At 38.7% G+C, this 13,741-nt stretch carries 12 protein-coding genes; 3 read left to right on the top strand and 9 right to left on the bottom strand.

Annotation, left to right across the window (positions count from 1 at the left end):
- Positions 1-23: 23 nt before the first annotated feature.
- The gene (locus ABD676_RS01885) at positions 24-515 is read right to left on the bottom strand and encodes a hypothetical protein (protein WP_344672977.1); all 492 of its coding nucleotides are present in this window, start codon (positions 513-515) and stop codon (positions 24-26) included.
- Positions 516-630: 115 nt separating this feature from the next.
- On the opposite strand from ABD676_RS01885, the gene ABD676_RS01880 reads away from it, so the two are divergent.
- Positions 631-1,074, top strand: coding sequence for a MarR family winged helix-turn-helix transcriptional regulator (locus tag ABD676_RS01880; protein WP_344672976.1), 444 nt, complete (start codon positions 631-633; stop codon positions 1,072-1,074).
- Between the two features lie 25 nt (positions 1,075-1,099).
- Here the strand turns inward: ABD676_RS01880 and ABD676_RS01875 are convergent, their stop codons facing one another.
- The 6 genes from ABD676_RS01875 to ABD676_RS01850 all read right to left on the bottom strand — a co-directional run bounded on the left by ABD676_RS01875 (position 1,100) and on the right by ABD676_RS01850 (position 9,220).
- Positions 1,100-2,653 carry an FMN-binding glutamate synthase family protein gene (locus ABD676_RS01875; protein ID WP_344672975.1) on the bottom strand — a complete coding sequence of 518 codons (1,554 nt, stop codon included), beginning with the start codon at positions 2,651-2,653 and terminating at the stop codon, positions 1,100-1,102.
- Positions 2,654-2,830: 177 nt separating this feature from the next.
- Positions 2,831-3,613 carry a Rossmann-like and DUF2520 domain-containing protein gene (locus tag ABD676_RS01870; RefSeq protein WP_344672974.1) on the bottom strand — a complete coding sequence of 261 codons (783 nt, stop codon included), beginning with the start codon at positions 3,611-3,613 and terminating at the stop codon, positions 2,831-2,833.
- On the bottom strand, positions 3,613-6,081 hold the full coding sequence (locus ABD676_RS01865) for a heme lyase CcmF/NrfE family subunit (RefSeq protein WP_344672973.1): 2,469 nt from the start codon (positions 6,079-6,081) through the stop codon (positions 3,613-3,615). The genes ABD676_RS01870 and ABD676_RS01865 overlap by 1 nt, the downstream gene beginning before the upstream one ends.
- 21 nt (positions 6,082-6,102) lie before the next feature.
- The gene (locus ABD676_RS01860; protein WP_344672972.1) at positions 6,103-6,522 is read right to left on the bottom strand and encodes a cytochrome c maturation protein CcmE domain-containing protein; all 420 of its coding nucleotides are present in this window, start codon (positions 6,520-6,522) and stop codon (positions 6,103-6,105) included.
- 324 nt (positions 6,523-6,846) lie between these two features.
- On the bottom strand, positions 6,847-7,914 hold the full coding sequence (locus ABD676_RS01855; protein WP_344672971.1) for an MAC/perforin domain-containing protein: 1,068 nt from the start codon (positions 7,912-7,914) through the stop codon (positions 6,847-6,849).
- Positions 7,915-7,987: 73 nt separating this feature from the next.
- Entirely contained in the window at positions 7,988-9,220 is a 1,233-nt protein-coding gene (locus ABD676_RS01850) for a dicarboxylate/amino acid:cation symporter (protein ID WP_344672970.1), read from the bottom strand.
- A 149-nt stretch (positions 9,221-9,369) separates the two neighbouring features.
- On the opposite strand from ABD676_RS01850, the gene mnmC2 reads away from it, so the two are divergent.
- Positions 9,370-10,035 (top strand): tRNA (5-methylaminomethyl-2-thiouridine)(34)-methyltransferase MnmC2, encoded by a 666-nt coding sequence (mnmC2, locus tag ABD676_RS01845; protein WP_344672969.1) that lies wholly within the window; start codon positions 9,370-9,372, stop codon positions 10,033-10,035.
- A gap of 5 nt (positions 10,036-10,040) precedes the next feature.
- On the opposite strand, the gene ABD676_RS01840 is transcribed toward mnmC2, so the two are convergent.
- Positions 10,041-11,507, bottom strand: a complete 1,467-nt coding sequence (locus ABD676_RS01840; RefSeq protein ID WP_344672968.1) for a sulfatase family protein — start codon at positions 11,505-11,507, stop codon at positions 10,041-10,043.
- 929 nt (positions 11,508-12,436) lie between these two features.
- On the opposite strand from ABD676_RS01840, the gene ABD676_RS01835 reads away from it, so the two are divergent.
- Positions 12,437-13,150 (top strand): hypothetical protein, encoded by a 714-nt coding sequence (locus ABD676_RS01835; RefSeq protein ID WP_344672967.1) that lies wholly within the window; start codon positions 12,437-12,439, stop codon positions 13,148-13,150.
- A 73-nt stretch (positions 13,151-13,223) separates the two neighbouring features.
- On the opposite strand, the gene ABD676_RS01830 is transcribed toward ABD676_RS01835, so the two are convergent.
- Complete coding sequence (locus tag ABD676_RS01830; protein ID WP_344672966.1) at positions 13,224-13,724, bottom strand: FKBP-type peptidyl-prolyl cis-trans isomerase; 501 nt, start codon at positions 13,722-13,724, stop codon at positions 13,224-13,226.
- Positions 13,725-13,741: the final 17 nt, after the last annotated feature.

The raw sequence follows: 13,741 nt of genomic DNA, 5'->3' as shown, positions 1-13,741 counted from the left end.
AGCTGAATTAGTTTAAAAGCGGCTTAGTCTTGATAGGGCCTTCTTAGTATGGCCTCTTGAATAACTGCTTGTCTCAGGTCAAAGCCATGTTCTTCCAAAGGCTGTAATTCTACATGCTTAAGCTTATTGGTCGTATCCTTACTTTTTTGGGTTGAATATCGCTCCTTTTGGATCCGCTTCATTTCTTGGATATGCACCACTTCTTCAGGCATTTCTTTCCTGTAGATGACATCTTCTTTAACGATAGGTTTCTGAACTTCTCTAAATTCTGGGTAATCTTCAAACCTAGGTTTCTGTTGAACAGTTTCTTGTTTTTGATGAGGGATATTAGGTGCAGGATGCCTCATTTGACGTTTTGGCATAGGAATATCGGCTTGTTTCGTTACAGTCTGCTGCTGACGCTTTAGTTTTTCCATGCGCTCCTTAGCTTTGTTCTGTTCCTCCTGAAATGATTTATAAACCTTATAAATAATACCAGCAATTATCAATAGACCTATTCCAAATGGATTTTCCATAGTCTAAATATAATGAATTAATCGAGCAAAAGCTTGTGTATTTCTAAAATAATTTGCTTTTATATATTTTTATTTTATTATTGCAAAGGCAACTTAGCCACCAAATTAACCTTACATGATGAGTGATGAGACGCGTTACGCGGATGAATTTTATTCTTTCCTAACGGGGAGAGTGTCTACGGCCATTGGCAGAAGACTACAACGAAATTTTAAAGAGAGTGGATTGAATATCACTGCAGAGCAGTGGAGTATTCTTTATTTTCTATGGGATGCAGAGGGATTAAGTCAACAAGATTTGGCCAGATTGACCTTCCGAGATAAGCCTTCGGTGTCTCGATTGATTTCTAATTTAGAGAAGCAAAAGCTATTGGTTCGCGTATGTAGTTCAGGCGACAAAAGAACCAACCAGATATATTTGACTGCTTTAGGGCACAAGTTGAAAGACAAGTGTATGCTACAAGCAGAAAAAACTATCTCCGAAGCGATGAGCGGCGTGGATAAGAAATCCATGCAACAAGCTCAACAACTTTTAGAGATAGTTTTTAACAACCTAAAATAGGTCCTATTTCTTGATCATCTTTCTATTAATCAAATACCTCTGGTGCGAAATCGCTACGGCTATTCACTAATTTACCAGTAGATTTGAAATAGATATCTTGGAAACTCAAGGTGTTCTGGCTATCCACTTTACGGAAGAATTTATCCGCAGATACATCGTCTAAGGTTTTGAAACCACAGGCTTCCATAATTTCCACCGTAGCACGAAGTGTATTTCTGTGGAATTGAGCAACACGTACGTATTTATCATCCACATTCAATCCTTTGTATAAGTATGGACGTTGCGTTGCAACACCTACTGGACAAACGTCCTCATTACATTTCAAGGCTTGGATACATCCTAAAGCGAACATCATTCCACGTGCAGAATAACAAGCATCTGCACCTAATGCAATAACCTTTAGGATGTCAAATCCTGTAACGATACGACTGGAAACGATGATTTTAATATGTTTCTTTAATCCGAAATTAATTAGCGTAGTGGTCACAAATGCCAAAGCATCATATAAAGGCATACCTAAGTTATCGGTAAATTCCAATGGTGCAGCACCTGTACCACCCTCTGAACCATCCACCGAAATAAAGTCAGGCATGATTTGCGTCTCTTGCATGGCTTGACAGATGTCAATAAACTCTTGCTTATCTCCAATACATAATTTAAAACCAACTGGTTTGTAGTCTGATAACTCACGCATCTTTTGGATGAAGTGCATCATCTCTACCGGATTAGTAAAAGAAGAGTGAGCAGGAGGAGACATCACATCTGTTCCAGGTACTACGTGACGGATTGCTGCTACCTCTGGCGTGTTTTTAGCCGCTGGTAGAATACCACCATGACCTGGTTTAGCACCTTGAGATAGTTTCAACTCTATCATTTTAACATACGGACGAGTTGATTTCTCGCGGAATAAATTTGGTTCAAAGTAACCGTGCTCATCACGACAACCGAAATATCCTGTACCTACTTGCCAAATTAAGTCACCACCAGAAATATGGTATTGGCTGATACCACCTTCACCTGTATTATGCGCAAAGTTCTGCAAAGCAGCACCTTTGTTTAATGCAGTGATTGCTGTACGGCTCAAGGCACCATAACTCATTGCTGAGATATTGAATACACTTAAGCTATAAGGTTGCTTACAAGCGCTGTTTCCCACCATAGTACGAAGGTTATGATCTTCGATGTGGACAGGGAATATACTGTGCGCAGCCCATTCGTTACCTATGGTTTGCGGGTCAGACTGCATACCAAATGCAACCGTCTCACGTTGGTTCTTCGCACGTTGGTAAACAATACTACGTTGGCGTCTGTTGAATGGACGACCATCTGTATCCGATTCCCAGAAATACTGACGTAACTCTGGACGGATAGATTCTAAAAAGTAACGGAAATAACCTACTACCGGATAGTTACGCAAGATTGCATGGCTTGTTTGGAAGCCGTGGTAAATTGCGACAATCAATAAAGGCAGAGGGATAATAAGTAACCAAAACCAACTTGGGGTAAAGATTAACCCAAATGAAATAATAATCAGGTTGATTACGATAATAATACCGAGAATGAGATTTCTTACAGGCATGATGTTTATCTTGTGCTTAATCCAATTTAAATTTATAAATACCTTTTACAAATGCTGCTATAAATGTGCCATTATTAATTCATAGCCAGCAAGCTCCGGTTATTTAAAGTGCAAAATTAGTAAGTTAGTTGATGATATGAAAAGAATTAACCTTTGTATTGAAGATTTAATGATTTTCTAATTTTCGTCCTTTTTCCCTTTTCTTTTTGTAATAAGGGTTGATATTTGTTGGTAAATAAGTTGCCAATCTGGATTGCTGCTAATAAACTGCAAATGTCTTTGCATCGTAATTTCATCATTTCGTATAGCAGGACCTGTCTGAACAAGGGCAGGGACTTGTTTTTGAACCTTTTCTGCCGTCTCCAGAATGATGGGACGTATCAAATCAAAGGATAATCCATGTTGTTCCATGAGCTCATATGACACTTGGAAAAGGGCATTCGTGAAATTATTCGCAAAGACTGCAGCGACATGAATTGCAAGTCTTTGTTCTGTTGAACATGGAAATACTTGATTCGATAGGTCTTTGGCGAATGCTGTAAGTTTGCTTTCTACTAAATCTGAAGATCCTTCTACGCCCAATGGAACTTGCTGTAGATCGACATCCACTGTTTTTGAGAAGCTTTGAATAGGATAGATAACCCCATGATTAAGATTGTTTTGCAACTGCTCCATTGGAGTAGCCCCAGAGCAGTGAATAACTATTCCTTTTAAATCTTTAGGAAGAGAATCTGATACGGAAGCAATAGCAGCATCACTTACCGGCAGTATATAAAGATCTGCATCTGTTTGGAGATCCGCTAGATCAGCAATCGCAGGTACGGATAAAACATTAGCCAATGCTTCAGCATTGGCTAATGTTTTACTATAAACTTGAATAAGCTGATGCTGTTCTAATTTCAGGATAGCCTTACCCAGATGGGTCGCTAAATTACCACTTCCAATCAGAACAATTTTCATTAAGCTAATTCTTTAGATCCTTTGTTTTTTCCATCTTTTACACGACGGTAGATTGCCATACAGAAACCGATGGTCATCACGATCGTTCCACACCAGAAGAAGTTGATGTAAGGGAATTTAATTGCTTTAAATACCACCCATTTCTTTTGAGGTAATGGCTTCTGGTAAGCCATTAGTTCTAACTTCTTCTCTGCAGGAAGTATCTTCGTGAAGCGGAACATCAACCCTTGTTCTTCAACCGTTTTCGGGAAGTCAAAGTAATTGTTGTTCTTCAATACAAATACAGGGTCTGCATTAAATTCTTTTCCATCAGCAGCGACAATCTTGATCTTCATTTTAACCATGAGATCATTAGCCCCTTTGGACATGTTTTCTACATTCGCATTGTGGTCAACACCCTCGATCACATAATAACCATTACGGTATCTCAAGGTATCCCCAACCGCCACCTGATAAGTAGCTGGCTCATCATATTCTTCCAAATTCGTGCCTTTACCTTCTTCTTTCGGTGTAACACCAGCTTGTGAATCAGATGCCGCAGCAGTAATCAAGGTATAAATATCGTGTGTCAAGAAATGCTTCGTACCTGGAGTTCCAATTAATCCTCCCATTTGCGGATTATTCTGTGCAAATGGACTAAGAATAAAGGATTCCAATACTTTGCCTGTTTCCTCGTCAATCTTTTCGTATTTAATTTTATAAAATACGTTCGGAGCAGCTATTGAATCGCCCACATAGGTAATTTTATAATCGCCCATCTGTACGGGCTCACCTTCTGTCAAGAATAAATTCTCACCTGGTTTTTCAACTTTATCAAAACCTGCAACGGCGATGTAATTACTGTTGTTTACAGAAATAACCTCATTGGTAGCCGCAGCGATCAAAGCTCCGATTAATAATAACCCAAAACCAATGTGGGATACAGCAGAACCTGCTAAACGCCATTTGCCTTTGAATGCATCACCTAGAATACGTAAGTTGGCAAGAATACCAAATACCGCAGAGAAGGTGATGAGGATGTACATGATGTTGGTGTAAACCTTCGTAAAGTAAACGATGGCTGCTGAAATGAAAACAGCAAATACTAATGAAGCGATCGTTGCTGCCCAGAATTTCTTAACATCAGAACGTTTGTATTTTAAGAATTGTGTAAATGCCGTCAATAACATAACAACAACTGCAAAAGCACCCTGCCATTTGTTATAATGTGGAATAGGGTCAATCGGTGGAGCGACCTTAGTACCAAATAAAGCGTTGAATACCGGAATAGAGGTTGTCGCGATCATCTGCACACAGGCAACTGTTAATACCAATGCACCGATAAACAACCAGAATTCACGAGAATAGATTTCTTCTTCTTTTTGTGTACTTGGCATCTGCTTTTTACGCGTTGTCAAGAAAAAGATCATGATGCCTAAGAATGTCAAGTTGAAAAGTATCAACTGTCCAGACATACCCAAGCTGGTAAAGGAGTGAACTGAAGTTTCTCCCAGAATACCACTACGTGTTAGGTAAGAAGCATAAATAACCAGCACAAAGCTGATCAAACATAAGAATGCCGAAGTAAAGTATGCATGACCTGTATTTTTAAAGGCAATCATAACGTGTACCGCTGCAATCAATGTAAACCATGGAATAATGGATACATTCTCTACAGGATCCCATGCCCAGAAACCGCCAAAGTTCAATGCTTCATAAGCCCAGAAAGAACCCATGATAATACCTGCTCCTAAGATCATAACAGCAAAAAGTGCCCATGGTAATCCAGGATTAATCCACTCTTTATAGCGTTTTTGCCATAATCCAGCTGCTGCATAGGCAAAAGGAACAATCATCGAGGCAAATCCTAAGAATAAAGTAGGAGGGTGGATAACCATCCAATAGTTCTGTAACAATGGATTTAAGCCACGACCATCTTTAATCATGCTTAAGTAGTTAGGGTCTTTTAAGAAAGGCCAGTCCATGGCATCACGTAAAAGGATAAAGGGTGAACTACCCACACGTGAGCCAAAGATCTCAACACCTAAAAGCATGGAAGCTAAGAAAAGCTGACACAGCATGACAAAAGTCATAACGGGTGCTTCCCAAGTCTTCGCTCTAAAAACCAATACTATTCCTAAGATGACTTGCCAAAACATCCATAACCAGAAACTTCCTTCCTGTCCTTCCCAAAAAGCAGAAATGATATAATGCGTAGGAAGGGTCGTTGATGAATGCGACCAAGCGTAATGATATTCAAAAAAGTGATTGTAGATAATGTAGAAAAGAGTAGATCCGATAACGAGGATGGATAAGGCATTAAGCCAAAAACCTATGCGTCCCAGTGTTTTCCAGGATTTATCCTCAGGTTGTTTCGCGGCGAAGAAATAAGATATTAAGGAAAATAAGGCTGCTCCGAATGATAATACAACAAAGAATTGCCCAATCTTTCCAGGAAGGAGATTCTCCCCAACGTAATTGACGTCCATATATGGTTAACTGTTATTGAATTAGTTTACTGATGCTGTTTTTGGCTCTGCGGTAATCTCTTGAACCTCCATTTGATCTTGATTGTACTTCGAAGGACACTTCATCAATATTTTACTCGCATGGAACGTATTACCTTCCATTTTACCAGTTAATACGATCTGTTCAGAACGCTCGATATCCTGTGGCTTTGAACCATTGAATACCACTTGACACTCTGTACTGTCGTTGTCATACATGTAAAAAGAAAAATGATTTGCATCCTTCACAGGATCATATGTCAATTCCTTCTGTTTGTTCAATACACCTACAACATACAATTCCGTATTCTTTTCCTTTGCTTCCGTAAAAGTAGAATACGTACTGGAGTCGGTGTAAATCACTAAAATCATCGCAATTGCTACCGCAATGATTACCATTAAAATGATAGAACTCTTCTTCATTATCTTCTAAATACTATTATCCAACTGCAAATTTACGAAATACTAAGGGAAGGAATGAAATTAGCAATTATTTGCAGTTATTTAGAATTGTTCTAATTTACTCTTGCTTTTGCGTGTAAGTGATTATTGCTTAGGTTATTCTGCCTATTAAAGATGAAAGCATTTTAAAGAAAAGATGAAATTTAATGGAGGAGGGTTGGGTGGGGATGGCTTAACTGAAGGATTTAAGTTTGTGTTTCTGCTATCAAGAACCCATTTTGATTGTATAATTTGTGTTATACAATCAAAATCGGCTCGATTTATTCTTCAGTTCCGTCTGGAAGCTTACAATTTTTTTGTTTCGATGTATTTGATCACGGCCGCTTTAATGGCTTGTGTGTATTTTTGATGAGATTGAGGAATAAAATCATAAATAGGATAGGTTTTCTCCCAATCAACATCCGCTAAAGTAGCATTTGCATTCGTAATGGACTTTTCCCATTCTAATTTTTGAAGATTAGGGATATTTGTTTTTAGCTCTTTGTTATAATCCATTCCTATTCCAGCATCCCGATCAGAAATAAAGTAGAATTCTTCATCATAATTTTCTCTATGAATAAGCGACTCACTCTTACTTTTGGTTGCGACGAATAAATCTATTTTCGCTGTTTTTAGTAAACCGCTAAATTGCTCAATTAAATCCTTTAATTTATTCGCTGAATCTGAATTTTTGATAACATTATTTTTATATAAAACACGTAGTTTCCCACCAATTGAAATGTTCGTTAATACATGTGTACCATAAGTTTCGACAAACTTATCTGGAGACAATGTTTCCAAATCTTTCAGAAAAGCAGCTGTAACATATTGTTGAATAGTAGAAGGCGTTTCTTCGATATGTAAGGATTTTATGTATCGAACGATATCTGTAGAAGCTAAACCGACATCATTAGATTGATGTTTGTTATCTTTTAAGGCTTTGTTTTCAGTAATACTACCTGTAAAAAGAAGTTGCTTAGGGTTGCTTAATTCCAATTTGGATTTTACACCAGATCTATTCGTTATATCCAACAAATATTCATTGGCATTTATTCCAGCATAAGAATTATTAAGAGATCCTGATTCTGGATTGATAACAATGGAAGTCTTTAATGCGGCATCTAACTTCTGTACATCAATCACCGGTTTTTTATAAGATGTGCTAGCAAGATATTCCTTGGTAACATCATAGCTGTAACCCAATATGCTAAACTTTTCATCCGTTTTAATCTGTGATTGATCGAATGTATAAATGTTAGCTTTTAATGCTGATGGCTCTGGTTCATCTACAATTTGAATATCGCCCTTCCCACACGATGTAAAAAGAAACAAAAGTAAAATACACTTAAATAAATTCTTGTTTAATAGCTCCATTTTAATGTTTTTTTTCGAATATAGTAAAAAAAGTTAACCATTAAACTAAATCAAGTGTTTTTAGCCGATGTCTTTAAGCTTCTATACTATCCGCTTTAAACTTTTCTCCTGAGAATCGAGTGACTAACATAGCAGCAACCGTATCGCCAGTAGCATTTAATACGGTAGCCAATGGATCAACCAAAGCGCCGATAATTAAAATAGAAGGCACAGCTTCATTTGGAATACCATAAATGGAGATCATCAGCATCTCACCGATAAATCCGCCGTTAGGAATACCGCCTGCAACCATAGATACCAGTAAGGTAATTCCAACTGCAGTAATTAACGTACTTGGTTCAAAGAAGTTCCAACCTAAAATTGAAAAAGCTACATAGATTTTTAATATGGAGGAAATGGCAGAGCCATTTTTATAGAGTGTGTTTCCTAAAGGCACGACAATGCTGGATATTTCCTTAGGAATGCCCATTTTATTGGATGCTAATAGATTGGCAGGCAATGTTGCCAAGCTGCTACAGGTACTTAGTGCTGTCAATGAAGGGGAGATGTTGTGCCTCCAATAGGATCCAACACCTTTGCCTCCTCGTGCTAAAAAAGCATAAACACTGAAAATGACGATGAAGAAAACCATTCCAAAGGCGTAATAAAATCCCAATGGTTTAGCATAAAAACCAAACAGTTCCGGGCCTAAGGTTTTAACTTGATAAGCAAAATAAGCACCCAAACCGATAGGTCCAGCCTTCATGATCAAGGTCAATAAGTTCTCCATCACTTTATTACCAGCATTTAAGAAGGCAGTGAAATGCTTGCCTGCTTCCCCAGATTTACGGGTAGCAACACCGACTAATAAAGCAAAAATGACAAAGGCCAAAATACTTTTACGTGAAAGCAAATTCCCAAATTCATCTACTGACAAAAAGCGTACGATTCGATCGCCCCAAGTCTCATTGGCATTGCCTGTCAGGGGGTCTAGGGCAGCGGAAGCATCCCTAATTGCTGTTACTGGAAAAGCCCATAATCCGGCAATGGTCAGTACGGCTGCGATGATGATGGTACTAATAAATACAATCGTCATAATGATGATGGTACGACCTAGTTTATTACTGTCCTCAATATTGGCTATCGAAGAAGATATGGCGAAAAATAATAGTGGAATTACAGATACAAACAATAGGTTTAAGAAGATATCCCCGACAGGTTTCAGGATATCTACATATTGTGGCGTAAAACGACCGATCAGGCTTCCAATGGTTATTCCTAACAGAAGTAGGATGATACTTCCGTAATTTTTTAGAATGCTGTTCATTTAAGTAATTTGTAAGGCTAAATTAACGGTTTTTTTCAGAATGTCAACTTTAATTTTAGTGGGTTTAGCTGCTGGATGTAGTAAGGAAAAGCATAAAATAATTCGCTTGCCCTGATAGTTTCTTGTAGATTTGCTCAAAATAATCAAGCATGGAATTTGTACAAACGGCTGATGGATCGAAAACACTCTACCACGCAGAAGTTGGAGAACACTATCACTCGAAGCATGGTGCACAGCAAGAAAGTAAACACGTATTCCTTAATACGGGTCTTCGTCATTGGTTGGAAATGTCGGGCAAAACGAATGTTGCCATATTGGAGATCGGTTTCGGAACAGGCTTAAATTTCCTAAATACCGCTGATTGGACCTCGCAGAATCAAATTACATTGGATTATGTCGGTATTGAAGCCTATCCTTTGACGGAAGAATTGATCGCCCAATCGGGGTACAACGAATATATTGCAACAACTATTTGGGATTTCTTTTTAGAAAAATACCCCCAAGCCTTAAATCATAAAGTCCAGTTTTCAGGTGATATACAATGGAAAGTGGCTGTTGATAAAGTCATGGACTTTGAAACAGTAGATCGCTTTGACGTGGTTTATTTTGATGCCTTTGCAGAAATACATCAACCGGAGATGTGGACACTGGAAACTTTAAGCCACATCAGCCAATTCCTGAATCCAGGGGCAGTTTTTGTAACATATGCCATTACAGGCAATTTAAAACGTGCCATGAAGTCCTTAGGCTTTCAAATAGAAAAGGCCCCAGGTGCACCTGGAAAACGTGAAATGCTGCGTGCTACCAAGCTGTAATGATTTTAAGGAAGCTGACCTACCGGTCGGCGGTTTTTCCCAGACCGTTTGGTCAAATCATCTCCTAAGTCTTCACGTGCCTCCTCGGCAATTTGTAATAACTTTTCTTTAATTTCCGGATACATCGTAATCACATTATAGCGTTCGCCTGGATCTCTTCGTAAATCATATAATTCTAGTTCAGTCGTACGTTTACTGTTGTATTTCCCTGCAAAACCATTGTCTGCCGGCATCACCTCTTCATAAGAACGATATTGATGTGGGAAGACGAGTTTCCAATTGTCCAATCGAACGGCCTCAAGATCATTGCGATTGTAATAATAATACATCCTATCTCGATGCGGTCCTGCTTTAGCATTGTAGATGGTCGATAGAAAGCTGATGCCGTCAATTTTATGCGGATGTTGATCATAACCTACCAATTCCGCAATACTGGCAAATATATCCATGCTACTGCTCAGGTGATTATTTATGCGGCCTTCTTTTATTTGCTTTGGCCAATACAAGATGCAAGGCACTCGAACACCACCTTCCCAACCAGCGCCTTTGCCTTCACGGAAACCTGCAGGAGATCCATTATGATTTCCAAAGTTTAACCAAGGGCCATTATCACTCGTAAAAACAATTAAAGTATTGTCTTCGATTTTATTCTGTTTTAAAGTTTTTAGTATTTCCTGCATGGACCAATCTACCTCATGCATGACATCACCAAACAAACCTTGTTTGGAACTTCCACGAAAGCGCTCTGAAGCTGCAATGGGAACATGCGTCATGCTATGTGCCAAGTATAAGAAAAAGGGTTTCTTTTTATGCGCTTGGATGAAATCGACGGCAGCATGCGTATAGGTCGATGTTAATGTAGCTTGGTCCTCTAGGGTTTTAATCTTGCGGATAGTATCTGGAACGACTTGTTCACTGTTGATCTCCAACAAAGGCAATACTGGATAACGACTGTATTGGCTTCCAGGTTTGGAAGGGCTTCCATCAAATTCAACCGGCCACATATCATTGGAATAGGGTAGACCGAGGTAATGGTCAAACCCTTGTTTGGTAGGAAGAAATTGAGGTTCATTTCCCAAATGCCATTTTCCAATCATCTGCGTAGCATAGCCTTTACTCTTTAACATTTCGGCAAGGGTGATCTCCTCGCTCGCTAATCCTTTTTTTACATTGGGACCATAGGCTCCTTGAATCCCCATTCTATTCGGGTAATTTCCGGTCAATAAAGCCGATCTGGATGCGGAACATACCGCCTGTGGCACTAAGAAATTGGTAAATCGAATTCCTTTATTCGCCATGGCGTCCAAAACAGGTGTTTCATAATCCAGTGCTCCGGTTACTCCTAAATCTCCATAACCCATATCATCCATAAATATGACGATGATATTGGGAAGCTGAGGGTTTGTTTTTTGCGCAAAAAGGGAGCTTATACAACTGATGGTAATTATGATGCAGGTTAAGAATTGTTTCATTTGTTGGGGGTTCAGGTTGTCTGTTGATATTCTAAAATTAGAAAATACCCTATTAATCTCAAAGTAATTTAAATTCGGATGTAGCTAAGCCTTCTGAATTTCTTTCAGTTGGGTATTTTTCTGATCCACTAGCTGCTGTTAAAAGTGACTGAATGATTATCATCTTTACTATTATAAATTGCACCTAACAAAGCTTAATGATGCTTTGGTTTTCCTTTGTAATTCATGGGTATTTTCGAGGTGTTTGCTTAGTTACTCTAAGGGAATTTCTTTGGATCTGATAGGGATTTTGTTCGGATCTCGTTCGGTTGGAACCGAACGAGATCCGAAGGAGATCCGAACAAGTTCCGAAGGAGATCCGAATAAGTGTCGAAGGAAACCCTAGTGAGAGACATGGAGACACAATAAAAGACATCAGAAATAGATGTGTGTAAAAAGTGAGAAAGAGGTAATTAGCAGTTGTACCTAGAGCGAACTAAGTTTTTCAGAGTTACCTTATTATATTTAAAATCGAAGCTGGTTTCAATCGCTGAACAGCAATCTTTTTGCTACTTACAACTCTGAGCTACGCCAAGAGTCTTTATTACCCAGCAAATTCCACGTCATCATTTAACGAAGGTGAAAGGTCTTTAAACTTTGCATTACACAACAGACAATATTCAAAAGACAACAGTGTCTTGTCCTAACATCCTAATATAGGATGGAAATAGACGGAAAATAAAAGGTTAATTAAGAGTTGATTGACCTTTATTTTGGTGAATGAATTAAGATTTTAGCCTGATTCTTTTTGCAAGAAGGATGTGATTTTTAGGTTTTGTAATATCAATAACTATAAAATACCCTATATGCGGTATTTTCTGATTGGTTAATTCTTTGAAATTTTGTCTTAACGAAACGAATAGGAAACACATTAACCAAAAATTATTAACATGAAAATATTAAAAAGAACGATGCAACTGTTGTTGCTTTTGATCAGCTTGGCAGTTGTGCCTGGTTGTGATGCTTTAGGCTTGGAAGATACTGATACAGAGGATGACGGATCAGGTGGTACAGGAGGAGGTGGTTCCACTTCTGGAATGTATGGGAACTGGGTTCGCGAGAATGCGTCTGGAACATTTGTTAAGTTTTCCGGATCTACTGCGGTAACTTGTGTCAATGGTACCCAAACCACGGGGACATTTAACGCGAGTGAGCCATCTATGACCTTTGTTATTCAAGGAAATACCATCAAGTTTCCATTGAAATTCAGTAGTACATCGCTTTTAGTGGGAGTTCCAGATCAGGCGATTAATACGCATAACGCGCAACGCTATTTAAAGAGCAATAACTTCTGTAGCTCTGGTGGTGGTGGAACAGGGGGAGGAACTGGCGGAGGTACCGGTGGTGGATCGGGCAAAGGAAATGCCATGTTTTGGACCAAATCTGATATCGGTTGTGGGGTTATTACCGTTAAGCTGAATAATATATCCCAGTCGATTAGTTCTTATTACAGTTCTACACCAAATTGTGGGGCAAATGGTTCAGCAAATTATAGCCTTAATCCAGGAACCTATAGTTTCACAGCTAGCTGTAGCAAGTATAATTGGAATGGAACTATTAACGTCACTGCAAATCAATGTAGTCGGATGGAATTGACGAAATAGAAAAATTAGTAATAGTATAGTGATGAGTAGTTAAAGTAAAAATGCTGAACATTTGTTCAGCATTTTCTTTGTTTTAGTGGCTTTCGGTTCCATCAGCACCATGTGCATGACCATGAGCTAATTCCTCAGCTGTTGCCTCACGAGTGTCTAGGATTTCGATGTCAAAATTTAATTTCTTACCAGCCATAGGGTGGTTCAAATCTGCAATTACTGCTTCTGGAGTTACTTCAGTAACTACAGCGCGGAATTGGTTTCCTTGGTTGTCTTGCAATGGGATAACTTCGCCTACTGGTGGAAGACCAATTTCTTGGAACATTTCTGCTGGTAATTGTGCAACTGCACGATCATCACGTTCACCATAGGCATCAGCAGCTTCTAATTCAAAAGAGAGTTTATCTCCAGCGTTTAAGCCTGCAATGTTCTCCTCAAATTTAGGAAGCATCATACCTACACCATATAAAAATGTTAATGGGTTTTCTGTTGTTGTCTGCTCTACAAATGTCTTCTCTCCATCATCTCCAATTGTATGAAGAACGTAATTTAAGGTAACAACGTTGTTGTTTTCTACTGCCATTCTGATTAAGTTATGGG

The organism is Sphingobacterium kyonggiense (assembly GCF_039536825.1).
Lineage (GTDB): Bacteria > Bacteroidota > Bacteroidia > Sphingobacteriales > Sphingobacteriaceae > Sphingobacterium > Sphingobacterium kyonggiense.
This window is presented reverse-complemented; position numbering and strand designations above follow the sequence as displayed.

Excerpts from the sequence above, each read along its gene's own strand:
- ABD676_RS01885 (WP_344672977.1), bottom strand. The coding sequence starts at position 515 with ATGGAAAATCCATTTGGAATAGGTCTATTGATAATTGCTGGTATTATT.
- ABD676_RS01880 (WP_344672976.1), top strand. The coding sequence starts at position 631 with ATGATGAGTGATGAGACGCGTTACGCGGATGAATTTTATTCTTTCCTA.
- ABD676_RS01875 (WP_344672975.1), bottom strand. The coding sequence starts at position 2,653 with ATGCCTGTAAGAAATCTCATTCTCGGTATTATTATCGTAATCAACCTG.
- ABD676_RS01870 (WP_344672974.1), bottom strand. The coding sequence starts at position 3,613 with ATGAAAATTGTTCTGATTGGAAGTGGTAATTTAGCGACCCATCTGGGT.
- ABD676_RS01865 (WP_344672973.1), bottom strand. The coding sequence starts at position 6,081 with ATGGACGTCAATTACGTTGGGGAGAATCTCCTTCCTGGAAAGATTGGG.
- ABD676_RS01860 (WP_344672972.1), bottom strand. The coding sequence starts at position 6,522 with ATGAAGAAGAGTTCTATCATTTTAATGGTAATCATTGCGGTAGCAATT.
- ABD676_RS01855 (WP_344672971.1), bottom strand. The coding sequence starts at position 7,914 with ATGGAGCTATTAAACAAGAATTTATTTAAGTGTATTTTACTTTTGTTT.
- ABD676_RS01850 (WP_344672970.1), bottom strand. The coding sequence starts at position 9,220 with ATGAACAGCATTCTAAAAAATTACGGAAGTATCATCCTACTTCTGTTA.
- mnmC2 (WP_344672969.1), top strand. The coding sequence starts at position 9,370 with ATGGAATTTGTACAAACGGCTGATGGATCGAAAACACTCTACCACGCA.
- ABD676_RS01840 (WP_344672968.1), bottom strand. The coding sequence starts at position 11,507 with ATGAAACAATTCTTAACCTGCATCATAATTACCATCAGTTGTATAAGC.
- ABD676_RS01835 (WP_344672967.1), top strand. The coding sequence starts at position 12,437 with ATGAAAATATTAAAAAGAACGATGCAACTGTTGTTGCTTTTGATCAGC.
- ABD676_RS01830 (WP_344672966.1), bottom strand. The coding sequence starts at position 13,724 with ATGGCAGTAGAAAACAACAACGTTGTTACCTTAAATTACGTTCTTCAT.